This window comes from Halopseudomonas litoralis (assembly GCF_900105005.1).
GTDB lineage: Bacteria > Pseudomonadota > Gammaproteobacteria > Pseudomonadales > Pseudomonadaceae > Halopseudomonas > Halopseudomonas litoralis.
In genome coordinates this window covers 2,720,181-2,741,640 of the sequence record NZ_LT629748.1, presented here as the reverse complement: position 1 = coordinate 2,741,640, position 21,460 = coordinate 2,720,181, and the positions used below count along the sequence as shown (strand labels likewise).

The 21,460-nt window shown below is 59.2% G+C and carries 22 protein-coding genes; 8 read left to right on the top strand and 14 right to left on the bottom strand.

Annotated elements, in window-relative coordinates; all coding sequences use genetic code 11:
- Positions 1 to 37: 37 nt before the first annotated feature.
- The 3 genes from argE to BLU11_RS13200 are packed head-to-tail and all read right to left on the bottom strand — an operon-like array spanning position 38 to position 3,215.
- Entirely contained in the window at positions 38 to 1,183 is a 1,146-nt protein-coding gene (gene argE, locus BLU11_RS13210) for an acetylornithine deacetylase (RefSeq protein ID WP_090274108.1), read from the bottom strand.
- Between the two features lie 60 nt (positions 1,184 to 1,243).
- Complete coding sequence (locus BLU11_RS13205; protein ID WP_090274106.1) at positions 1,244 to 2,497, bottom strand: inorganic phosphate transporter; 1,254 nt, start codon at positions 2,495 to 2,497, stop codon at positions 1,244 to 1,246.
- A 40-nt stretch (positions 2,498 to 2,537) separates the two neighbouring features.
- A complete protein-coding gene (locus BLU11_RS13200) occupies positions 2,538 to 3,215 on the bottom strand; it encodes a TIGR00153 family protein (protein WP_090274104.1) in 678 nt (225 codons plus the stop codon).
- Between the two features lie 131 nt (positions 3,216 to 3,346).
- Here BLU11_RS13200 and BLU11_RS13195 point away from each other — a divergent pair, with 131 nt between their 5' ends.
- The 5 genes from BLU11_RS13195 to BLU11_RS13175 all read left to right on the top strand — a co-directional run bounded on the left by BLU11_RS13195 (position 3,347) and on the right by BLU11_RS13175 (position 8,792).
- The gene (locus tag BLU11_RS13195; RefSeq protein WP_090274102.1) at positions 3,347 to 4,750 is read left to right on the top strand and encodes a CYTH domain-containing protein; all 1,404 of its coding nucleotides are present in this window, start codon (positions 3,347 to 3,349) and stop codon (positions 4,748 to 4,750) included.
- 51 nt (positions 4,751 to 4,801) lie between these two features.
- Positions 4,802 to 6,601: a GspE/PulE family protein gene (locus BLU11_RS13190; protein WP_090274100.1), complete on the top strand. Its 1,800-nt coding sequence runs from the start codon at positions 4,802 to 4,804 to the stop codon at positions 6,599 to 6,601.
- A 448-nt stretch (positions 6,602 to 7,049) separates the two neighbouring features.
- Positions 7,050 to 7,892, top strand: a complete 843-nt coding sequence (locus BLU11_RS13185; RefSeq protein WP_090274098.1) for a 23S rRNA (adenine(2030)-N(6))-methyltransferase RlmJ — start codon at positions 7,050 to 7,052, stop codon at positions 7,890 to 7,892.
- A 115-nt stretch (positions 7,893 to 8,007) separates the two neighbouring features.
- A complete protein-coding gene (locus BLU11_RS13180) occupies positions 8,008 to 8,325 on the top strand; it encodes a hypothetical protein (protein WP_090274096.1) in 318 nt (105 codons plus the stop codon).
- A complete protein-coding gene (locus BLU11_RS13175; protein ID WP_090274093.1) occupies positions 8,322 to 8,792 on the top strand; it encodes a phage holin family protein in 471 nt (156 codons plus the stop codon). Before BLU11_RS13180 ends, BLU11_RS13175 begins: the two co-directional genes overlap by 4 nt.
- A gap of 337 nt (positions 8,793 to 9,129) precedes the next feature.
- Here BLU11_RS13175 and mnhG read toward each other — a convergent pair whose 3' ends face one another.
- The 9 genes from mnhG to nudE form a co-directional block, all read right to left on the bottom strand.
- Positions 9,130 to 9,513: a monovalent cation/H(+) antiporter subunit G gene (gene mnhG, locus BLU11_RS13170; protein WP_231702202.1), complete on the bottom strand. Its 384-nt coding sequence runs from the start codon at positions 9,511 to 9,513 to the stop codon at positions 9,130 to 9,132.
- A complete protein-coding gene (locus tag BLU11_RS13165) occupies positions 9,510 to 9,740 on the bottom strand; it encodes a K+/H+ antiporter subunit F (protein WP_231702340.1) in 231 nt (76 codons plus the stop codon). Before BLU11_RS13165 ends, mnhG begins: the two co-directional genes overlap by 4 nt.
- Before the next feature lie 47 nt (positions 9,741 to 9,787).
- Complete coding sequence (locus BLU11_RS13160; protein WP_090274091.1) at positions 9,788 to 10,285, bottom strand: Na+/H+ antiporter subunit E; 498 nt, start codon at positions 10,283 to 10,285, stop codon at positions 9,788 to 9,790.
- The gene (locus BLU11_RS13155; protein ID WP_090274089.1) at positions 10,282 to 11,922 is read right to left on the bottom strand and encodes a monovalent cation/H+ antiporter subunit D; all 1,641 of its coding nucleotides are present in this window, start codon (positions 11,920 to 11,922) and stop codon (positions 10,282 to 10,284) included. Before BLU11_RS13155 ends, BLU11_RS13160 begins: the two co-directional genes overlap by 4 nt.
- Positions 11,919 to 12,260 (bottom strand): Na+/H+ antiporter subunit C, encoded by a 342-nt coding sequence (locus BLU11_RS13150; protein WP_090274086.1) that lies wholly within the window; start codon positions 12,258 to 12,260, stop codon positions 11,919 to 11,921. The genes BLU11_RS13155 and BLU11_RS13150 overlap by 4 nt, the downstream gene beginning before the upstream one ends.
- Positions 12,260 to 15,157: a monovalent cation/H+ antiporter subunit A gene (locus BLU11_RS13145; RefSeq protein WP_090274084.1), complete on the bottom strand. Its 2,898-nt coding sequence runs from the start codon at positions 15,155 to 15,157 to the stop codon at positions 12,260 to 12,262. The genes BLU11_RS13150 and BLU11_RS13145 overlap by 1 nt, the downstream gene beginning before the upstream one ends.
- 163 nt (positions 15,158 to 15,320) lie before the next feature.
- A complete protein-coding gene (gene msrA, locus BLU11_RS13140) occupies positions 15,321 to 15,962 on the bottom strand; it encodes a peptide-methionine (S)-S-oxide reductase MsrA (protein ID WP_090274082.1) in 642 nt (213 codons plus the stop codon).
- A 35-nt stretch (positions 15,963 to 15,997) separates the two neighbouring features.
- Positions 15,998 to 16,801, bottom strand: coding sequence for a 3'(2'),5'-bisphosphate nucleotidase CysQ (cysQ, locus tag BLU11_RS13135; RefSeq protein ID WP_090274080.1), 804 nt, complete (start codon positions 16,799 to 16,801; stop codon positions 15,998 to 16,000).
- Positions 16,798 to 17,364, bottom strand: coding sequence for an ADP compounds hydrolase NudE (nudE, locus tag BLU11_RS13130; protein ID WP_090274078.1), 567 nt, complete (start codon positions 17,362 to 17,364; stop codon positions 16,798 to 16,800). Before nudE ends, cysQ begins: the two co-directional genes overlap by 4 nt.
- Before the next feature lie 30 nt (positions 17,365 to 17,394).
- Between nudE and yrfG the strand changes: the two genes are divergently transcribed.
- Positions 17,395 to 18,084, top strand: coding sequence for a GMP/IMP nucleotidase (yrfG, locus tag BLU11_RS13125; protein ID WP_090274076.1), 690 nt, complete (start codon positions 17,395 to 17,397; stop codon positions 18,082 to 18,084).
- A gap of 373 nt (positions 18,085 to 18,457) precedes the next feature.
- Here yrfG and rimK read toward each other — a convergent pair whose 3' ends face one another.
- Together rimK and rimB are read right to left on the bottom strand one after the other, a co-directional pair.
- Positions 18,458 to 19,363 carry a 30S ribosomal protein S6--L-glutamate ligase gene (gene rimK, locus BLU11_RS13120; RefSeq protein WP_090274074.1) on the bottom strand — a complete coding sequence of 302 codons (906 nt, stop codon included), beginning with the start codon at positions 19,361 to 19,363 and terminating at the stop codon, positions 18,458 to 18,460.
- A 10-nt stretch (positions 19,364 to 19,373) separates the two neighbouring features.
- Positions 19,374 to 19,841: a retropepsin-like aspartic endopeptidase RimB gene (rimB, locus tag BLU11_RS13115; RefSeq protein ID WP_090274072.1), complete on the bottom strand. Its 468-nt coding sequence runs from the start codon at positions 19,839 to 19,841 to the stop codon at positions 19,374 to 19,376.
- A 161-nt stretch (positions 19,842 to 20,002) separates the two neighbouring features.
- Here rimB and BLU11_RS13110 point away from each other — a divergent pair, with 161 nt between their 5' ends.
- Positions 20,003 to 20,410, top strand: coding sequence for an RNA-binding S4 domain-containing protein (locus BLU11_RS13110; protein WP_090274070.1), 408 nt, complete (start codon positions 20,003 to 20,005; stop codon positions 20,408 to 20,410).
- A 34-nt stretch (positions 20,411 to 20,444) separates the two neighbouring features.
- Positions 20,445 to 21,326, top strand: coding sequence for an Hsp33 family molecular chaperone HslO (gene hslO, locus BLU11_RS13105; protein ID WP_090274068.1), 882 nt, complete (start codon positions 20,445 to 20,447; stop codon positions 21,324 to 21,326).
- The last annotated feature ends 134 nt before the right edge of the window (positions 21,327 to 21,460 follow it).

Here is a 21,460-nt window from a genome sequence, read left to right as displayed (position 1 = left end):
CTTTGCTGCCCTCTCTCCCTTGCGGGAGAGGGGGCTCTTACAAACAAAACCGCCCAATCAACTCCCGCAGTATCTTCACCGTCGGCTCAATACGATCCATCGCCAGATACTCATCCGGTTGATGCGCCTGGGCGATGTCGCCGGGGCCGAGGATGATGGTTTGCAGGCCAAGCTGGTTCAGATAGGGCCCCTCGGTGGCGAAGGCAACACTGCCGGCGCTGTAACCGGTGAGCTGCTCGCAGGCCTGGACTATCTCGGCGGTAGCCGACGTATCCATAGGCGGCACGCCGGGAAACAGTGGCTGATAGTCGATCTGCACCTGTTGTTCTGCTGCAACGGCGGCCAGACGCTGACCAATGGTCGCGCGCAGTTCATCGGCGTCCATGCCGGGCAATGGGCGCAGGTCGAACTCCAGTGCACAGCGACCGCAGATGCGGTTGGGATTGTCACCGCCATGGATGCAGCCCAGATTCAGGGTCGGAGTCGGCACGCTGAACAGCGGGTTGGTCCATTGTTGTTGCCAACTGCTGCGCAGAGTCAGTAATTCATTGATTACCTGATGCATGGCTTCGATGGCATTGCGCCCAAGCGATGGATCTGAAGAGTGGCCGGCCTGACCGATGATATCCACGCGCTCCATCAATATCCCCTTGTGCACGCGGATCGGCTTCAGTCCGGTAGGCTCGCCGATCACCGCATGGCGGGCGCCCAGCAGATCATCGACGGCCAGCGCCTGGGCGCCACCCATGGCACTTTCCTCATCTGCTGTCGCCAGGATGATCAATGGTTGCTGCAGGGGTTGATCACGGAATGCCTGCACAGCTTCGATGATCAACGGAAAGAAGCCTTTCATATCGCAGCTGCCCAACCCATACCAGCGTCCATTCGCCTCGGTCAGAGCAAAAGGATCGTGCTGCCAGCGCTCTGGGTTGCAGGGTACGGTATCGGTATGTCCGGCCAGCACCAGCCCGCCGGGGCCGCTGCCCAGAATGGCAATCAGGTTGGCCTTGCCCGGCGCCCCGGCAATCGGTTGGATATTGCAAGTAAAGCCGAGCGCACTCAGCCAGTCGCTCAACAGATGGATGACCGGCAGGTTGGATTGATCGAGTTCCGGCTGGGTACAACTGATGGAGGGCGTTTGCAGCAGGGCGGCGAATTGCGCCTTGAGCGAGGGGACAGGCATTGCGAACTCCTGGCTGGCGTAAGACTGGAGAACCCAGCTTACGTCAGCCAGTGAAAAGCGTCAGCCGAAAATGCCCTGCAGGGTGAAGAAGAACATGATCGAGAGAATGGCGCCGGCAGGCAGAGTAATTACCCACGAGGTGAAGATGGTACCCACCACCTTGAGATTCAGCGCCGCGATACCGCGTGCCATGCCCACCCCGAGTACCGCGCCCACCAGAGTATGGGTGGTGGAGACAGGCAGGCCGATGCCCGATGCACCGACGACTGTGGCGGCGGTGGCCAGCTCGGCTGCAAAGCCGCGACTGGGAGTCAGTTCAGTAATATGCTGGCCAATGGTGGCGATCACTCGGTAACCATAGGTAGCCAGACCGATCACGATGCCGATGCCGCCAAGTAGCAGAATCCAGCTGGGCACCACCGAGGTGGCGGCAATTTCGCCGCCTGACTGCAGCACGCCGACCACCGCAGCCAACGGGCCTACCGCGTTGGCAACATCGTTGGAGCCATGGGCAAAAGCCATGGAGCAGGCGGTGAAGATCATCAGAATACCGAACACCCGCTCGACACTGTTGTGCTTGCCTTTTTCCACAGGCTCTTCCTTGACTCGTCGCAGCAGCACCACGCCAAGCCCGGCAACCAGCAGACCGGCGACTACCGACAGGCCAAAACCCTGGAGGCCGGACAGGTCCAGCCCAACATGCTTGAGCCCTTTGGTCAGGGTCATCAACGAGATGAAAAAACCCACGGCAAACATGTAAAAGGGCACGTAGCGTTTGGCATTGGCGAAGGGGGTATCGGTATCAAGTATCAACCGATGCACACTGACGAAAATCATGAAGGCAACGATGCCGGACAGCAGCGGCGAGATCACCCAGCTGGAAACGATAGGTAAAACGCCTGCCCAGTTGACTGAGTCCATGGACACGCCGACCGCACCAAATCCGATCACCGCACCGACGATCGAATGTGTCGTCGAGACCGGCCAGCCGCGCATGGAGGCGATCAGCAGCCAGGATCCGGCGGCCAGCAGGGAGGCCATCATGCCGAACACCATCTGCTCAGCAGTGATTTGCGTCGCATCCAGAATGCCGCTGCGAATGGTCTGGGTTACCGACCCCCCAGCCAGATAAGCACCGAGGAACTCGAACACCATGGCAATGATGATTGCCTGCTTGATGGTCAGGGCGCGAGCGCCTACGGAGGTACCCATGGCATTGGCTACGTCATTGGCGCCAACGCCCCAAGCCATGAAAAAGCCGAATAGGCAGGCCAGCACCAGCAGGATGGTGCCATATTCTGCGATCAGGGTCATAAGAGGAAGCTCTGTTGATTGTGTGACAGGTGAACGGCCCTTAACGGGCCATGAGGATTTCCAGGCGGTTACCTACGCGTTCCGCGCGGTCCGCAACATCACCGATCCATTCGATGATCTGGTAGGTGAACATCACGTTGACGGGGGGCAGTTCAGACTCGCGCTTGAACAGCTCCGCCCGCAGTTTGATCTGCATCTCATCCGTATCATGCTCGATGCGTTCCAGCTCGATGATCATGGTCTCCATGAGCTTCCTCTCACGGCCGGCAAAGCTGGTTTCCATCAGGTCGCTGAGCTCTTCCATGGCCCGCAGGGCCTGGGTAGCGGCCTCGACAGAACGTTCGACAAAGCGTCTGAATGCAGGCTGTACATCCGGGTGGATGGTCATCTTGCGACCCAGCATCAGGCCCGCGATATCCTTGGCGCGGTTGGCGACTTTGTCCTGTACACTGAGCAGCTCAAGCAGATCTGAGCGCGGCACGGACAGAAACAGGCTGTTGGGCAGATTGACGCGAACGTTCTTCTTCATCTCGTCGGCTGCGTTCTCGAGCTCGCAGATGCGCTGCTGAACGCGTTCGGCTTCGACCCAGTCCTCAGCCATCAGCGCGTCGACGAAAGGCACCAACTGAGAAGCGCATTCGTGTGCCTTGGCCATATGCCGCTGCATCGGCCCGATAGGAGAGCGACCGAAGAGGTTCATGAAAGGATTGTTGGACATAGGGATCTCCCAAGGCGTGTTTGGCAGCGGATTATAGTCATGGCAGAGGATGTGGTCACCAAATTGACACACTTTTGCCAAAAATCATTTCGATCACAGTTGGTCGCGGTAATTTCATCATGAGACAAAGTATGGCCCAGGAAACAGAAATCAAACTGCGGATCAGCCCCGACGCACTGTCGGTTCTACGCACACATCCCTTGTTGCAGCAGCGCCTGCAGGGTGAATGGAGCACTGGCACTCTGTACAACCAGTATTACGATACTGCTTCCCGCGACATGGCCCAGGCGCGTGTAGCTCTGCGTGTTCGCCGTGATGGTGAGCAGTTCATTCAGACGCTGAAGAGCCGTGGCCAAAGCGTTGCCGGTCTATCCGAGCGCAATGAGTGGGACTGGGCCGTGTCCGCAGCGGCACTGGATCTGACCCTGTTGGATGACAGCTGCTGGCCCGCCAGCCTCGCCGAGCTGGACAAGTTGACTCTGCAACCGGTCTTCACCACCGACTTCGAGCGCACCAAGGCCATTCTGCGCTGGGAGCGTGAGGGTGAGACCGTGGAAGTGGAAGCGGCGCTGGATCAGGGCAAGGTTATCGCGGATGGCCGCGAGGAGCCGATCTGTGAGCTGGAACTGGAGCTGCGCAGCGGCCCGGCGGCAGCCCTCCTGGAGCTGGCCGCCGCGCTGGCGTTGGACGTACCCCTGATGCCTTGCGACATCAGCAAGGCCGAGCGGGGCTACCGGCTGTTCGATCCGTCCAGCTACGATCTGCAGTTGGATGCTCGCGCCTGGTCCCAGGATACCCGGGTGGATGACGTGATCGCCGGCGCTGGTTGGCAGTTGCTCGGACACACTCAGCGGCTGGCTGAGCAGTATAGATTCAGCGGGCAATGGAAGCTGTTTCGCGAGTTGCTCACCAACCTGATCAGCCTGCGCGCTTTTTTCGGTGTGTTCGACCTGGCCCTGCCGCGTACCTCAGTCCAGCCGTTCACTCCGGCTCTGGATCAACTCATTGCTCGGTACCGTCCATTGGTACTCGCGGGTTGGTCTGATGACGAGGAAGGTCGCCGTGCCCGAGAACAGGCACCGCAAATATTCGAACAGACCGTTGCCAGCCCCGCCTGGGGACAGTTGTTTCTGGGGCTGGGGCTGTGGCTGCATACCACCAGCTGGAAGCAGAGCCGTCCGCCACGTGGCGAGCGGGTCGGCGACCTGGCGTTGCCGCGCTGGTTGCTGGCGGCGGTTGCTCGCGAGATTCAGGAACTGCGCGTGCCGCACCACAATGAGCCGGATTCGGATGTCAGCGAATGGATGGATCAGCAGCCACGGTTGAGCCGCTTGTATTTCCTGCTGTCCAACTTCCGCAATCATCTGGAGGTGCCAGAGGCGAATCGTCTGTTCGGCGAACTGAACAAGCTGCAGGCGCTGCTTGAACAGTATCCACTGGTTGATGAGGAGCTGCGCCCGGCGCTGTTGACTGCGCTGCGCAAGCAGGGCCAGCGGCTGCGCAAGTTGAACGCCTGGCGTGATCTGAACAGCTGAGATTGACTGGGTAACGGGTGGATTGGATGAACGACAAGAGGGTGAACAGGGATGAAGCATCTGGCCGACCTGGCGATTCCCGGCAGTGATCGACTGCTGGATCTGACGGATATTCTCAAAGTGCTGGCAGCGCAGGGGCGGTTGGGGCTGGAAAGTGCCGAGCAGCTGAGCACCCTGCGCCGGTCTGCAACAGGTGAAACCGCCCAGCTGCACCCACTGGAATTCATCGCCAGCCAGGCGCCGGATGATCTTGCGCGCTCCGGCAGACCCTTGGATCTGGACGCGCTGACCCGCTGGCTGGCAAGTGAGTCGGGTCAGCCGTTCTATCGTATCGATCCGCTGAAGATCAATGTCTCGGCGGTCACGCCACTGATGTCATTCGCCTTCGCCCGGCGCCACGGCATCCTCGCGGTGGAGATCAACGAGCGGGAAGTCACCGTGGTCAGTGCCCAGCCCTTTGTGCGCGGCTGGGAAGCCGATCTGGTGCATGTGCTCAAGCGCGAGATCCGCCGCGTGGTGGCCAATCCGGCAGATATTCTGCGCTATTCGATGGAGTTCTACCGGCTGGCCCGCTCGGTGCATGGTGCGAACGCGTCGGACCAGAAGAACACTTCGATCGGCAATTTCGAGCAGTTGCTCAACCTGGGCAGCATGAGTCAGGAGCCGGACGCCAACGATGCGCATGTGGTCAATATCGTCGACTGGCTGTTCCAATACGCCTTCGAGCAGCGAGCCAGCGATATCCATATCGAGCCCCGTCGTGAGAACGGTAGCGTGCGACTGCGCATCGACGGTGTGCTGCATACGGTTTACCAGTTTCCGTTGCAGGTGGCCGTGGCGGTGGTCAGTCGTCTGAAAACCCTGGGCCGGATGAATGTGGCGGAAAAGCGTAAGCCGCAGGATGGCCGGGTCAAGACCAAATCTCCCCAGGGCAACGAGATTGAGCTGCGGCTGTCGACCTTACCGACTGCCTTTGGCGAGAAGATGGTCATGCGGATCTTCGACCCGGATGTACTGCTGCGCAGCTTTGATCAGTTGGGCTTTTCCAGCGAGGATCAGCGCCGCTGGCAGAGCATGGTCGAGCAACCCAATGGTATCGTGCTGGTCACCGGGCCGACTGGCTCCGGTAAGACCACCACGTTGTACACCACGCTCAAGCAACTGGCTACGCCGGAAGTCAATGTCTGCACCATCGAAGACCCGATCGAGATGGTCGAGGACAGCTTCAATCAGATGCAGGTGCAGCACAATATCGATCTGACCTTCGCCAGCGGCATCCGCGCCTTGATGCGTCAGGACCCGGATATCATCATGATCGGCGAGATCCGCGATCTGGAAACTGCGGAAATGGCGATTCAGGCGGCACTGACCGGCCACTTGGTGCTGTCTACCCTGCACACCAACGATGCGCCCAGTTCCGTCAGCCGCCTGATCGAGCTGGGGGTGCCGGCCTACCTGATCAAGGCCACGGTGCTCGGCGTTATGGCGCAGCGGCTGGTACGCATTCTCTGCCCACACTGCAAGGAGCCGGCAGAAGTGGACGAAGCCGCCTGGCAGGAGCTGACCAAACCCTGGAACTCGCCTCAGCCCACTCGCGCCCATCGGCCTGTAGGCTGCCCGGAGTGCCGCGAAACCGGTTACCGGGGACGCGCCGGCGTCTATGAATTGATGCCGTTGACCGACAGCCTGAAGCCCCTCGTGCAAACCGACATCGACCTCAACGTTCTGCGCCGCCAGGCCTACCGGGAAGGGATGCACAGTCTGCGGTTATCCGGTGCGCAGAAGGTGGCGGCCGGGTTGACTACCATTGAGGAGGTTTTGCGGGTTACTCCTACCAGTCAACAGGCTTGATGCAGGTTGTTTGGTATGGTGTTTGGTTCAGGTTTGTAATTGCTGCGGCTGGATGGTGCCAGCGTGCGGCTCCGGTCCTGCTAAGTACGACACGCTGCAAATACGTCCCTGTAAGCTCGCGGTCGCCATCCATGGCGACACGACGGTCGTACTTAGCAGGACCGGAGCCTCCCGCGGTGAATTTGGTGCAGTTGCTAGAAAAACATCCTAGATCGCCAAGCTTCTTGTTTTGGGTTTAATCTCCCGCGGGCACATTGTTCATGGTGATGGATGGTGGTGCCGTTGGCTCGACCGTTTGATGCCATGGATGGCATCAATGAGCTTACAGGGATGTACTTGCAGCGTGTCGAGCCAACGGCACCACCAGCCACCACCCCAACCGAAAACAACCAGAAACTCCCAAGCCAATGGGCTAGAATACGCCCGTCCGCAAGCATCAGGAAATCCCATGAATTACCGCCACAGCTTCCACGCCGGCAATCACGCCGATGTTCTCAAACACGCCATTCTGCTGCGTATGGTCACCTTGATGCAGCGCAAGGAGGCGCCGCTGTGTTATCTGGACAGTCACGCCGGCACGGCATTGTACGATCTGCAGGGCGAAGATGCTGGGCGTACTGGGGAGTATCTGGATGGTATTGGTCGGCTGTGGGCGCGGGATGATCTGCCTGATCTGCTGGCCGACTATCGTGAAGTCGTAGCTCGCCATAATCCCAAGGGCGAACTGCAGCTGTATCCCGGATCTCCACAGCTGATCGCCGATGTTCTGCGCGAGCAGGACCGGATGATTCTCAGTGAGCTGCATCCTGTAGACGCGCTGACGCTGAAGAACCATTTTGCCGATGAGCCGCGCATTGCCGTGCATCAGCGTGATGGCTATGAGCTGCCGAAGGCTTTCCTGCCGGTGGCGGAAAAACGCGCTTTGTGGCTGATCGACCCGCCGTTCGAGAAGGGCGATGACCTGCAGCGTTGTCTTCGAGCAATGCAGCAGGGGGTTCAACGTATGCGTCAGACGGTAATCGCCCTCTGGTACCCGATCAAGGATGAGCGCCTGCTGCGGGACTTCTATCGCCAGATCAGCGAGGCGGAGCTGCCCAAGGTGCTGCGCGTCGAACTCAACGTGCGGCCGGCAGATACCAGTCTTGGCCTCAACGGCTCGGGGTTGATGCTGATTAATCCGCCGTGGCCGTTGTGGGAAGAGCTGGAGCAGGTGCTGCCTTGGCTAGCCCGGCAGTTTGCTCAATCCGGTCCGGGAGACTGGCGTATGGACTGGTTGGTCGGCGCACCCTGAGCGAGAGCACCGGCAAATAGCAAAAAAGAGGGAACAAGCCGTCGGGCTTCGGGTCAAGTATTGTGTCGGTGTGTTGAATATCGACTTATCCGAAGCTAACAAGGAGCACACGAATATGACTGCTGTTGACAAGAACGGACCCGTTTCAAATCAGGACCAAGTCAGCAAGAAACAGGAAATCGACTCCGGCAAGGAAGCGGTGGCAGCCGCCTACAGCAAGCTGATGGAAGCCAAGGAGCACTTCAAGCACGCGGCAGAGTCTGCGGGAATGGATTGGAAGCATGACGCTGAAGGTCAACTGATGAAGGGCAAGGGTAAGGCAGGCGAGCTGTGTGATCATGCGAACAGTTACCTGCATGACAAGCCGCTGGCTACACTGGGTATTGCCTTTGCGGCCGGCTTCATTGTTTCCCACATGATGTCCAGCAAATGACAGGTATCCCCGGAGAGAATAATCCTGAAAGCGGTGATGTCGGCGGCCATGAGCAGGCCCGACAGCCGCTGAAGGATGAACTGAAATCCTCTCTGGCGTGGCTCGAACATGCGGCCTTGGCGGGCGGCGATCTGGTCCGGCTGGTGGGCCTCGAATTGCGACTGGCTATTGCTGATTCGGGGAAGCTGGCGGTGTTGGGGCTGGCAATGGTGCCTTTGTTATTGCTGGCATGGATCGGCTTATCCGTTTTGCTGGGCTGGCTGGCTTTCGCTTGGAGCGGCTCGGTAGCCCTGTCTATAGTGGTATTCATCGTCGTGCAATTAGCGACGCTCGGAGTAATGGCGGCCCTTTGCAAGAAGTACGCAAAAAGTCTGTCCTTCCCGGCCACCAAAAGGCAGCTGCAGACATTGAAGGAGGAGACCAGTGGAACGAAGGAAACTGAAAAATCAGATTCAACAGCTCGATGAGCAGCTCGCTGTCGAATTCAGTCTGCTCAGACTTGATGCGCGAGAGCGATACGCAGCGGTGCGGCGGATTTCACCGTTGTGGTGGGTTGGCGGCGCAGCTGTTGCGGGAGCTGTGCTGGGCAAACTCACTGCGGGGCATGGTGGTCCAATGGCAGTAGCAAAACAAGGTATGAACATATTTCGTTTTGCCAGTCTGGTAATGCCCGGCATGGCTCTCGCGGCCAGTCCGGCGGCTCAGGACGCTATGTCTTGACAGTTCAGGCCTCAGCCCATGGAAAGGGGCTAAGGCCTGCTTTTCCTTGTCCGAAGTTATCCCTCTCAAGCTACTCCTCTATACCTATTGATCATCCGGAAACTGATAGGCGTTGTTCGTTCCGTCCTGCGGCTTGCGTGCGCGCAGGTCACGGTACACCGCTGCCCGCATGATCATCATGGAAACCACCGGCGCGGTGAGTAGTACAAAGGCGGTAATCAGAAGTTCGTGCACGACAGGACGTTCAGTGGTGCCGCTGAAATACAGCATGGAGGCGATCAGAAAGCAGCCAGTACCTACGGTAATGAAAACCGTCGGCCCATGGATGCGTTGATAGAAGTTCGGCAGTCGCAGCAGCCCGAGGGCCCCGGTGAATGTGATTATTCCGCCGAGTATCAACAACAGTGCCATGGGTATGGCCAGCCAGAGATTCACTTCACTCATGGGCAGCGTCAGGAAATCGCTCATTCGATGATTTCTCCGCGTATGAGAAATTTGGCCAGGGCGATTGAGGACACAAAGCCGGTCAGCGCAATGATCAGGGCCGCCTCGAAATAGATAATGCTGGAAAAGCGAATGCCCAGCAGCAGAATGAACAGCATGGCTGTCATCCACAGTGCATCCAGCGCCAATACCCGATCCTGGGCAGTGGGCCCAAGCAACAGGCGGATGGCGCAGAAGATCAGAGCCAGCATCACGCACAGCTGGGCGAACCCCAGTGCCACTGTGAGCATCACGGCAATCATGCTTTCTCCTGTTCAAAGATGTCGATCAAAGGACGCTCCAGCCTGGTCTTGATCATGTCGATCCACCAGGCTGCATCGTGCAGATCAAACACATGCAGGGCCAGATCATTGCTGCCTGGAATGATTTCCACCCATACCGTACCCGGTGTGGAATTGATGATGCAGGCCAGTACTGCGAGGCCATGGGGGTCGCGCAGGTCCAGCGGAATGCGGATGAACTGCGAGTTCAGCCGCCCCTTGCCGAACAGGATGAGCATGCAGACGTTAAAGCACGAGCGTAGAATTTCGATCAGCGAATGGAAAATCAGGCGTCCTATTGTCAGTGGGCGTGATACCTGCACCGGTGTCGGGCGCAAGGGGGCTATCAACAGGGGTACCACGATCGCAATCAACGCGCCGAGCAGGATGTGCGCCGGCTCGACACTCTGGTTGAGCATCAGCCACAACAGCCACAACGCCAGTGACACCAAGGGAGTAGGCAGCCAGCGTCTCATTGCTCAACTCCCGCGGTGTTGACTACACCGGGTACCGCAGGGCTGGACAACACCCGCTCGATATACAGTTGCGGCTCATGCAGTCCGGCCGAGGTACGTTCCATGTAACTGCTGGTTGGCCCCGCCGCCACGCTGATGATCACGCACAGCAGCAGCAACATCGATATGGGCACCGCTTCGCTCAATTGCAGGCGTGGCGCTTCGGCATCTGGCGCCGCCCAGAAGGTCCGTACACCAAAACGCATCAGCGAGATGATCGCCGCCAGGCCGGATGCAATGATCAATACCAGCATGCCCCAGGCCAGAGGGCCGGCGGAATAGAGGTTTTCGGTAAACAACCCGGTAGGGTTGAGCAGGGCGTGGAATAAGGCAAACTTGGCGATGAAGCCGGACAGTGGCGGCAAGCCGGCAATGATCAGGGCGCAGGCAAAAAAGGATAAGCCGAGAAAGGCCATCGCTGCCGGAATAATGACGCCGGCAGACTCCTCTGGAGCATCATCGATGGCAAAGGCTTCCATGGTCAGTGCCAGTATCGCTGCGCTGGGCTTGCGAATGCGTTCGACCAGCTCCATCAGCAGCATGAAAGCGGCTACCGCCAGGGTTGAGCTGACCAGGTAGAACAGGGCTGCTGCGATGATTTTCTGATCGCCGTAACCGATCGCTGCCAGCAGGGTGCCGGAGGATATGATTGCACTGAACCCTGCCATGCGCCCCAGTTCCTGGCTACCCAGCAGGCCGATGGTGCCAAAGGTCAGCGTAAGCAGGCCACCAATGATCAGCGCGTTGCCGGAAATCGCATCCAGCGTCTCGGCCTGCTCGGCAAACACCAGCAGCCACAGGCGTAGCAGCACATACACCCCGACCTTGGTCATCAGCACCAACATCGCTGCTACCGGTGGTGCCGCTGCAGCGTAGGTGGTCGGTAGCCAGAAGCCCAGCGGCCACATGGCACTTTTGGTCAGGAAGGCAATCGCCAGAACCGCAGCGCCTACCTCGAGCAGCAGCCGCTCGCTGTCGCCCATGGCGGCGGCACGCACGGCCAGATCAGCCATGTTCAAGGTGCCCGCCGAGGCGTAGATCAATGCCACCCCAATCAGAAAGAATGACGAGGCGACCAGATTGACCACCACGTACTGCATGCTGGCGCGTACCCGATTGGGTTGCAGGCCGAGCAGCAGCAAGCCGTAGGACGCAGCCAGCATGATCTCGAAGAACACGAACAGGTTGAACAGGTCACCGGTGATGAAGGAGCCGTTGATTCCCGCCAGCAGGAACTGGAACAGCGAGTGGAAATGCACCCCCGCACGGCTCCAGCGGCGGTAGGAGAATACCAAGGCAGCTGTCGCGATGACTGCGCTCAACGTCAGCATCAGGGCTGACAGCCTGTCCACCACCAGCGAAATACCGAACGGCGCCACCCAGTTCCCCGCCAGATAGACACCTACTCCGTTCGGCCAGACTTCATTATCTGCGAACCAGAACAGCGTGATGGCGGTTACCAGCAAGGCGCCCGTGCCGATCAGGTTGATGGCGAACTTGAGCTGCTGCTGGCGGCCGCTGAGCAACACCAGCGCTGCTGCGAACAGCAGAGGTAGCAAGATGGGCAGCAATATCAGTTGGTCACCCCAGAAACTCATTGACCGGGTTCCTTGCCGTCTACATGGTCGGTACCGGTCAGTCCGCGGGAGGTCAGCAGGAGCACCAGATACAGTGCGGTAGTGGCAAAGCCGATGACGATCGCAGTAAGGACCAGCGCCTGGGTCACCGGGTCGGCAAACAGACCGGCTTCCACCGATTTTTCCAGGGTCAGGGGAGGCTTGTTCACGGACAACCGTCCCATGATGAAGATGAACATGTTGACCGCATAGGAAATCAGCAACAGGCCGATGATCACCTGGAAGGTACGCGGCCGCAGAATCAGCCAGACCCCGGAGGCGAACAGCACGCCAATGGCAATGGCGATAACAGCTTCCATCAGTTTTTCTCCTTTGCGGCGGCTTCCATCGCTGCCAGCGGCAGACGGTGGCTGCGGATTGACTGGTGGGCCAGGGCGGTGAGGATCAGCATGGTGGCGCCGACCACCACACTGAATACGCCAAGGTCGAAAAAGAACGCGCTGGGCATATGCAGTTCGCCGAGTATCGGAAGGCTGAAATGCGCGGTGTGACTGGTCAGGAATGGATAACCCAGCAGCACCGCGCCGAGCCCGGTGGCGACCGCAATGATCAGGCCCAGAGCCAGCCAGCGGTGCGGCTGCAGATGCAGGCGTGACTCGACCCACAGGGTGCCCGCCAGCATGTACTGGATGATGATGCCCACCGAGAACACCAGGCCGGCGACAAAACCACCGCCTGGCAGGTTATGGCCGCGCATGAAGAAATACACGGCGCAGACTAGAAATATCGGCAACAGCAGTCGCAGATAGACGCCAGGTATCATCATGTAGCCGGTCGTGGTCTGTTCGGCGGGTGTCTGCGGCGCAGCCGGGTCGGTCAGGTTGGTCTGCTGTGGCGGCAGCGCCATGCTTTCCGGTGACGGGCGGAAGCGGCGTAACAGGCCGTACACGGTCAGGGCAACAATGCCCAGTACGGCAATCTCGCCCATGGTGTCGAAGCCACGGAAGTCGACCAGCAACACATTGACCACGTTGCTGCCACCGCCCTCGGAAAGAGCCCGTTCGAGAAAGAAACCACCAATTCCGCTACCCGCTGGCAGCATCAGTACCAGATAGCTGATCGCTGCCATACCCAGGCCTGCAGCTACCGCGAGGATAAAGTCACGGGTGCGGCGAGTCCGGGTAAGAACGGCTTCGGCCTTGTCCTGTTCAATGGACAGCAGTCGCGGCGGCAGCCAGCGCAGGCCGAGCAGAATAAGCACCGTGGTGACGGTTTCCACCATCAACTGAGTCAGTGCCAGGTCGGGTGCGGAGAGCCAGAGGAAGGTCAGACACACCACCAGACCCGCGCCGCCGACCAGGGCCAGTGCCGCCAGGCGATGATACTTGGCCTGCCAGGCAGCGGCGATGGCGCAAGCGCAACCGATCAGCCAGAGCACCGCGAAGGGAATATGCGGCGTGCTGGGCTCCAGGGCCATCCAGACCCGGGGTGCAGTAGCGGCAGCTGCTACCCCGGCGGCCAGACACACAAAGACCAGCAGTACCAGCTGCGGTTGCAGACGCCGAGTGCCGAGCAGCTTCTCCAGCCGCGAAGCGGCGCTGCGCAGTTCAAGCATGGTGCTTTCGTAGGCCTGCTTGCCATTGAAACGATACAGTAGCGGCACTTGGTCGCGGTGAAGAAGGTCGAAGCGCTTACGCAGAACGGTATACAGCAGCACACCGCCGCCCAGCGCAACAAAACTCATCAATAGTGGGACATTGAAGCCATGCCACAGCGCCAGACTGTAATAGGGCATCTGGTCGCCGAGCACTGACTGCACACTGTTATGCAGCAGCGGGCCAATACTGAGGCCGGGGATGATGCCGACAATCAGGCAGAACACCACCAGTACTTCCACCGGGAAGCGCATCCAGCGTGGCGGCTCATGGGGTGTTTTCGGTAGGTCAGTCGCGCGCTTGCCGAAGAACACGTTAATAAAACGCAGCGAGTAGGCCACGCTGAACACGCCCATGGTGACCGCAGCCAGAGCCATCCACCAATTGCTATTGCTGCCGACCAGCAGAGCTTCGGCAAAGAACATTTCCTTGGACAGGAAGCCATTCAGAAATGGGACCCCTGCCATCGCGGCCGAGGCGACGACCGCCAGTGTCGCGGTATGCGGGATCATTCTGTACAGGCCGCTGAGTTTGCGCATGTCACGGGTGCCGCTTTCATGGTCAATGATGCCGACCGCCATGAACAATGACGCCTTGAAGGTGGCGTGGTTCATGGTATGGAAGATCGCCGCGACCATTGCCAGTGGTGTGCCGATCCCCAGCAGCGCGGTGATCAGCCCCAGATGGCTGATGGTGGAGTAGGCCAGCAGACCCTTGAGGTCGTGTTGGAAAATGGCGATGAACGAGCCAATCAGCAGCGTACAGACCCCGGCACCACCGATGATCCAGGTCCACTCCGGAGTGCCGGAGAGCACCGGCCACAGGCGCATCAGCAGGAATATCCCAGCCTTGACCATGGTGGCGGAGTGTAGATAAGCCGATACCGGTGTCGGTGCAGCCATGGCATGGGGCAGCCAGAAGTGGAACGGAAACTGGGCGCTCTTGGTCAGCGCCCCGAGGGCGACCAGGATCAGCGTGGGCACGTACCAGGCATGCTCGCGCAGGGTCTCGCCGGAGGCCAGCACCACATCCAGGTCATAACTGCCAACGATATGCCCCATCATCAACATCCCAGCCAGCAGGCACAGGCCTCCGGTAGCGGTGACGGTAAAGGCCATGCGCGCGCCACGGCGGGCATCAGCCCGGTGGTGCCAGTAACCGATCAGCAGGAAAGAGGACAAGCTGGTGAGTTCCCAGAACAGCACCAGCTGGACCAGATTCCCCGAGAGGACCACGCCGAGCATGGAGCCCATGAACGCCAGCAGGAAGGAGAAGAAACGTGGTACCGGGTCTTCCGGTGACATGTAGTAGCGGGCATACAGTACCACCAGCAGGAAGATGCCAATGATCAGCATCGAGAACAACCAGGCCAGGCCATCCATGCGCAGGACCAGATTCAGCCCGTATTCCGGCATCCAGTCGAGCTGATAGCGCAGCACCTCTCCGCTATTGATCTGAGGGAACTGCCAACCGATGATGATCAAGCCAATCAGAGCAATGGCCACCGCCAGCCAGACTTCCCGGTTACGGGCATTCACCGGCAGAAACGCCGCAATGACGCATCCGATGAAAGGGATCAGGATCAGGGTCAGTAGCAGCATGGACTCTCGGAGCAGATGGTTGGGAAGTCTGATCGTGCGGATGAATATACAAAAGCCTCGTCAGCAATCGTGACCGATATCCGGTCCGATGAACGAGGCTGCTATGTATTCCGCTGTGCGAATGTTTTATTCGTAATTTTCTGATTCCGCAAGTAAAAAACTATTACTGCATGCAGATCCCGGTTCCGGCTATACCGCAATAACCACCGGGGTTCTTGTGCAGGTATTGCTGATGCGCAGCCTCTGCGTAATAAAACTCCCCGGCTGGACGGATTTCGGTGGTAACGCTGTCTTTTCCGGCCTCCTGCAGGGCATCGGCGTACCGCGCACGGCTGACTTCGGCCTGCGCCTGTTGGGTCATATCGGTGACGTAGATGCCGGAACGATACTGAGTACCCAGGTCATTGCCCTGGCGCATACCCTGGGTTGGGTCATGACTTTCCCAGAAGATCCGCAGCAGCTCGTCGAGCGAGACAATGTCGGGATCGAATACCACCAGCACCACCTCGTTGTGTCCGGTCAGCCCCGAACAGACCTCTTCATAGGTCGGGTTGGGTGTCAGTCCCGCGCAATAGCCAACCGCGGTGGTGTAGACGCCTTCGGTTTGCCAGAACAGCCGCTCGGCGCCCCAGAAGCAGCCCATGCCCAGGATGATCTGTTGCAGATGCTCAGGGAAGGGCGGTTTGATCGGTGTCTGCAAGACCGCATGGGTACTGCTGGTGGCCAGCGGCTCGGTACGACCGGGCAGGGCTTGCGCCGGGCTCGGCATACGCATTTTGTGCTCGGGAGGTGAATGGAAGAACATGGCGGACTCCTGAAGCAGGGGTGGTCTGATTGGAATTAGCCTAGCAGCAGATGTAGTAACGTCTCATCGGGCTGGCCAGTGGCAATGAAATAGGGGTTCAGCCAGTCTTCCCGGTGTGGATAGGTGAAGCGTTGACCGTCGAGACCCAGTACGCGTCCGCCGGCGCCTTCCAGTACTGCCTGTGCGGCGGCGGTGTCCCACTGGCTGGTAGGAGCAAAGCGCGGATACAGGTCCGCTTCGCCCGCGGCCAGGGTACAGAACTTCAGCGAGCTGCCGACGCCGATAAGCTCGGTGCCATGCGCCTGCTGCAGACGATCAAGCAAGGCTTCCTGCTCGGGGCTGGTATGTCGGCGGCTGGCGACCACCCGCAACGGCGCAGCGGGTGGGCGGCAATGGATGGGTTGCGCGCTTTCATCCCCCAGCTGACGCCAGCTGCCACGACCGGCTCCGCCCCAGTAGAGCGTATCGCGGGCCGGCACGCCGACGAAGCCGAAGCGCACCTCGCCCTGTTCGATCAGGGCTATATTGACGGTGAACTCTTCGGTGCCGGCAATGAATTCCTTGGTTCCGTCCAGTGGGTCCACCAGCCAGAAGCGATCCCAGTGCAGGCGTTCACTCAACGGCACATCGGCGGCCTCTTCGGACAGTACCGGGATTTCCGGGGTCAAGGCACGCAGACCATCCATTATTACCTGATTGGCTGCCAGGTCGGCAGCGGTAACCGGTGAGTCATCGGCCTTGGTGAGCACTTCAGGGTTCTGCTGCCACCAGGGCAGGGCGGCCAGCCCAGCGTCACGGGTCAATTGGCACAGTCGCTCAACGGCAACGGGCAGGCTCATCGCTGCAACTCGCCGCGCTGTTCAAGCAGGTCGCGTACCAGGTAGAGGGCGGCAAGTGCGCGGCCTTCGGAGAAATTGTCGCGCGAATTGAGTGCGCTCAGCTCATACAGGTCAACACTGTCCACCCGGATCGGTTCGGGTTCATCACCGGGCAGGCGCTTTTCATACAGGTCACGGGCCAGTACTACCGAGATGCTCTGGCTCATATAGCTGGGTGACAGTGACAGTTTGGTCAGCAGCTCCAGACGCTCTGCACCCAGGCCGGCTTCTTCCATCAGCTCACGGTTGGCGGCATCCAGCACATCTTCACCGGGCTCGACCAACCCTTTGGGCAGGGATAATTGATAGTCATGAACGCCGCCGCAATATTCTTCGATCAGCACGACGGTACGGGCATCCTTGAGCGCCACCACCATCACCGCGCCATAGCCGGTGCCTGATCCGACCAGTCGTTCATAGGTGCGTTCGGTGCCGTTGCTGAAGCGCAGCTGCATCTGCTCCACGCTGAACAACCGGCTTTTGGCCACAATGCGGGCATCTAGAATGTCAGGCTTTTGCGGCATGTCGGCTCCGTTATCTTTGGCTGGTTTGTTATGATAGCCGCACACTCCGTCAAAACCCAGCCGCCCATGCTCAACTGGAACACCATCGATACCGTCCTGCTGGATATGGACGGCACTTTGCTCGATCTGCATTTCGACAATCACTTCTGGGTCGAATACCTGCCGCAGCGTTATGCCGAACATCATGGGCAATCACTGATTTGGGCCAAGGCGGAGATCCATCCATTGATGGAGCGTATCCAGGGTAAGCTGGACTGGTACTGCCTGGATTTCTGGACTCGTGAGTTGGGTTTGCCGATTGTTCAGCTGAAGCGTGAGATAGCTCATCTGATCAGTCTGCGTGCGGATGCGGATACTTTTCTGCGTGCCTTGCAGTGCAGTGGTCGTCAGGTGGTGCTGATCACCAATGCGCACCGCGATTCGTTGTCGCTGAAGATGGAGCGCGTTGAACTGCGTACCTATTTTCAGCGGTTGATCAGCTCCCACGACTTCGGTTTTCCCAAGGAAGAGCAGGCGTTCTGGCATGCCCTGCGGGGCGAAGTGGAGTTCGATCCCGAGCGCACCCTGTTCATTGATGACGGCCTGAACATCCTGCGCGCCGCCCGGGAGTTTGGTATTGCCCAGCTCCTCGCTGTACGCCAACCGGATAGCAAAGGCGCGTTGCGCGATACCGAAGAGTTTGATGCGGTCGAGGATTTCGGCAGTTTGTATCAACCGTAAATTTCCCTTATGAGATTTGTTGTGCTGGTTGGTGCGAGCAGGGACACAGGTTGGCCGGCAGGGCCGGACCGACACGCTGCAAGTACATCCCTGTAAGCTCGCGGTCGTCATTCATGACGACACGACGGTCGGCCCGGCCCTGCCGGCCAACCTTTCCCCAGAACTTTGCGCTGCTGATGGTTTTCAAACCCTCAACCACGCCCAGGCTTATACCTTGGCGCCGTGAGTGGCCCGATTGCGACCGTTTGATGCCATGGATGGCATCAATGAGCTTACAGAGATGTACTTGCAGCGTGTCGCAGGCAGGCCACTCACGGCGCGGAGGCCACTCGAAACAGGAGGCCGCTCGCGTTTTGCGGCTTGTTGCCCTGCCTCAACCCTTGCCCTTGGTCCGTGTCTGATTGGGACGGGCATTCTTCTCGATATACTCGATTATCAGCCCGGCAACGTCCTTGCCGGTGGTCGACTCAATACCTTCAAGGCCGGGCGAAGAGTTCACTTCCATCACCACCGGGCCGTGATTCGAGCGCAGGATATCTACCCCGGCCACGTTCAATCCCATCACCTTGGCGGCGCGCACGGCAGTCATGCGCTCTTCGGGGGTGATCTTGATCAGGCTGGCACTGCCGCCGCGGTGCAGATTGGAGCGGAATTCGCCGGGCTTGGCCTGGCGTTTCATGGCGGCAATTACCTTGTCGCCGACCACCAGACAGCGGATGTCCGCACCGCCGGCTTCGCGAATGTATTCCTGCACCATGATATTGGCCTTCAGCCCCATGAAGGCTTCCAGCACCGATTCGGCGGCCTGCTCGGTCTCGCACATCACCACGCCGATGCCCTGGGTGCCCTCCAGCAACTTGATGACCAGAGGCGCACCACCGACCATGCTGATCAGGTCAGGAATATCATCTGGTGAATGGGCAAACCCGGTGACCGGCAAACCTACGCCCTTGCGTGACAGCAGCTGCAGAGAACGCAGCTTGTCCCGGGAGCGGCTGATGGCAACCGACTCGTTGAGCGGAAATACGCCCATCATTTCGAACTGGCGCAATACTGCTGCACCATAAAAGGTAATGGATGCTCCGATACGTGGAATGATCGCATCGAACGGCTCCAGCTCCGAGCCCTTGTAATGAATGCTCGGCTTGTGGCTGGCGATATTCATGTAGGCGCGCAGGGTGTCGATCACCCGCACTTCGTGGCCGCGCTCCCGCCCGGCTTCGACCAGGCGGCGAGTAGAGTAGAGATTGGCGTTGCGCGACAGTACCGCAATTTTCATGGTGTTTTCTTCAGCCTTCTGGATTGAGATGGGGTTGGGGTTCGCCCTGAACAAAGCGTAGACCAGGGTTGATGACAAGCTGGCCCTCCAGCATTGCGGTGCAGCCGAGCAGTATCCGATAACGCATGGATTTGCGGCAGGTAAGGGTGAAGTCCACCCACCAGCGTCTGTCACCCAGCACCATAGGGGTGCGGATGACGTGGCGTTCCTGCAGGTGACCATTGGAGCTTTTCACCCGTTTGAAACTGATCAGCCGGGCCTCGCATTGCTTGTCGTGGGGTTTGTGCGGTGTGCCGATATGGGCATTGAAACGCACCCAGGTTTCGCCGTCACGTTCGAATGTTTCAATATCGCTGGCGTGCAACGCGGAGGTTTTCGCACCGCTGTCGACTTTGGCTCTGACCTTGTCTATGCCAAGCGCCGGCAGGCCGATCCATTCCCGCAGGCCGATCACACTGAGATGGTCAAATGTCTTCATGTTGATCCCCTTGCCAGCCACTGTCCGCAATGGCGCGCATCATGGGCCAAGATGGTGATTTCAACAAGACCCTGGCCTGACCTTCGGGTGCAGCATTTTTCAGGGGTCTCAGTGCTTGTTACACTCCCCGAAAATACAGGGCCCTCAGGAGTACAGACCCGATGAGCGATGATGGCAAGGCGCGGTTGGATAAATGGCTATGGGCGGCGCGTTTTTTCAAGACCCGGGCGTTGGCCAAGGCCGCGATTGAAGGGGGCAAGGTGCATTGTCGTGGTGAGCGTTGCAAGCCGAGTAAAGAGCCGAAAATCGATGATGAACTGCAGATTCGCCAGGGGCACGACACCCGTACCGTGGTAATCAAGGCCATTTCCATGGTGCGTCGTGGGGCGCCCGACGCTCAACTGCTGTACGAGGAAACCGCCGAGAGTCTGCATTTGCGCGAAGAGGCCGCGGCCCAGCGCAAGGCGGCCGGCCCGGGGTTACTGATCAGTGAGCATCGCCCTACCAAGAAGCAGCGGCGGCAGATCCACCGCTTTCGCGACGAGCGCAATACGCTTTCCGATGGCTGAGGGGTATAATCGAGGTTTTTCAAAGGTTGAAGCCATGCCGTCCCAGGATATCACCCAGCGTTTTCTGTTCGAGCACGCCGACGTGCGCGGCGAGCTGGTGTCGCTGAATCAGAGTTATCGTGAAATTCTTGCCAAGCACGAATACCCCGAGCCGGTTAAGGCCTTGTTGGGCGAGATGCTGGCGGCTGCGGTGCTGCTGTCTTCGGCGATCAAGTTCGATGGTCTGCTGGTCATGCAGGCACGTTCATCCGGACCGCTATCCATGCTGATGGTCGAATGTTCCAGCCAGCAGGAAGTGCGGGCCATTGCCCGCTACAGTGACGATCTGAGCGGCGACGGTCTGCGTGACCTGATGCCCGATGGGGTGCTGGCTATTACCATCGACCCGAGCAAGGGGCAGCGTTACCAAGGCGTGGTGGCGCTGGAGGGTGAGTCACTGGCCGAATCGCTGGCCGGCTATTTCGACAGCTCCGAGCAGCTCCCCAGCCGCTTTCGTCTGCTGGCTGACGGCCGTACTGCGCGAGGCTTCATGCTGCAGGCGCTGCCGGCCGACCGTCAGACCGACCCGGCGGACCGCTCGGAGACCTGGAATCGCCTGAGCATTCTGGCCGATACGCTGAGTGTTGAAGAGCTGATGGCGCTGGATAACCAGACGATTCTGCATCGGTTGTATCACGATGAAGACGTGCGACTCTTTGATGAGCGTTCCGTTATCTTTCGGTGCAGCTGTTCGGCGGAACGATCCGGCAATGCATTGGTCAGTCTGGGGCGGGAAGATGCCTTTGTGCTGCTGGACGAACGCAATGGTGAGATCGAGGTTGATTGCGAGTTCTGCAATACCAAGTATGCCTTCGACCGCGCCGCACTGAGCGAGCTGTTCGACCAGGCCAGGGATCACGCACAGAATCTTCATTGATGTCGGGGCGCTTCCTTAGCGCCTGGCTTCATTCTTTGGCATAATGTCGCGCCTGCGCGGTGATCTGGCGCTTTTCTTAAGCTGTAACCCTACGTGCTGAGGCCGAATCCATCGGTCTTGTGGAGATTTCGGTC

Bases quoted from the DNA above. Each gene is read 5' to 3' on its own strand.
- mnhG (WP_231702202.1), bottom strand. From the start codon at position 9,513: ATGAGCGATTTCCTGACGCTGCCCATGAGTGAAGTGAATCTCTGGCTG.
- BLU11_RS13200 (WP_090274104.1), bottom strand. From the start codon at position 3,215: ATGTCCAACAATCCTTTCATGAACCTCTTCGGTCGCTCTCCTATCGGG.
- BLU11_RS13145 (WP_090274084.1), bottom strand. From the start codon at position 15,157: ATGCTGCTACTGACCCTGATCCTGATCCCTTTCATCGGATGCGTCATT.
- BLU11_RS13155 (WP_090274089.1), bottom strand. From the start codon at position 11,922: ATGAGTTTCTGGGGTGACCAACTGATATTGCTGCCCATCTTGCTACCT.
- msrA (WP_090274082.1), bottom strand. From the start codon at position 15,962: ATGTTCTTCCATTCACCTCCCGAGCACAAAATGCGTATGCCGAGCCCG.
- BLU11_RS13180 (WP_090274096.1), top strand. From the start codon at position 8,008: ATGACTGCTGTTGACAAGAACGGACCCGTTTCAAATCAGGACCAAGTC.
- BLU11_RS13165 (WP_231702340.1), bottom strand. From the start codon at position 9,740: ATGCTGGCTCTGATCTTCTGCGCCATCCGCCTGTTGCTTGGGCCCACT.
- hslO (WP_090274068.1), top strand. From the start codon at position 20,445: ATGCCGTCCCAGGATATCACCCAGCGTTTTCTGTTCGAGCACGCCGAC.
- BLU11_RS13185 (WP_090274098.1), top strand. From the start codon at position 7,050: ATGAATTACCGCCACAGCTTCCACGCCGGCAATCACGCCGATGTTCTC.
- BLU11_RS13175 (WP_090274093.1), top strand. From the start codon at position 8,322: ATGACAGGTATCCCCGGAGAGAATAATCCTGAAAGCGGTGATGTCGGC.
- argE (WP_090274108.1), bottom strand. From the start codon at position 1,183: ATGCCTGTCCCCTCGCTCAAGGCGCAATTCGCCGCCCTGCTGCAAACG.
- BLU11_RS13110 (WP_090274070.1), top strand. From the start codon at position 20,003: ATGAGCGATGATGGCAAGGCGCGGTTGGATAAATGGCTATGGGCGGCG.
- rimB (WP_090274072.1), bottom strand. From the start codon at position 19,841: ATGAAGACATTTGACCATCTCAGTGTGATCGGCCTGCGGGAATGGATC.
- BLU11_RS13150 (WP_090274086.1), bottom strand. From the start codon at position 12,260: ATGGAAGCTGTTATCGCCATTGCCATTGGCGTGCTGTTCGCCTCCGGG.
- cysQ (WP_090274080.1), bottom strand. From the start codon at position 16,801: ATGAGCCTGCCCGTTGCCGTTGAGCGACTGTGCCAATTGACCCGTGAC.
- rimK (WP_090274074.1), bottom strand. From the start codon at position 19,363: ATGAAAATTGCGGTACTGTCGCGCAACGCCAATCTCTACTCTACTCGC.
- BLU11_RS13160 (WP_090274091.1), bottom strand. From the start codon at position 10,285: ATGAGACGCTGGCTGCCTACTCCCTTGGTGTCACTGGCGTTGTGGCTG.
- BLU11_RS13205 (WP_090274106.1), bottom strand. From the start codon at position 2,497: ATGACCCTGATCGCAGAATATGGCACCATCCTGCTGGTGCTGGCCTGC.
- BLU11_RS13190 (WP_090274100.1), top strand. From the start codon at position 4,802: ATGAAGCATCTGGCCGACCTGGCGATTCCCGGCAGTGATCGACTGCTG.
- yrfG (WP_090274076.1), top strand. From the start codon at position 17,395: ATGATAGCCGCACACTCCGTCAAAACCCAGCCGCCCATGCTCAACTGG.
- nudE (WP_090274078.1), bottom strand. From the start codon at position 17,364: ATGCCGCAAAAGCCTGACATTCTAGATGCCCGCATTGTGGCCAAAAGC.
- BLU11_RS13195 (WP_090274102.1), top strand. From the start codon at position 3,347: ATGGCCCAGGAAACAGAAATCAAACTGCGGATCAGCCCCGACGCACTG.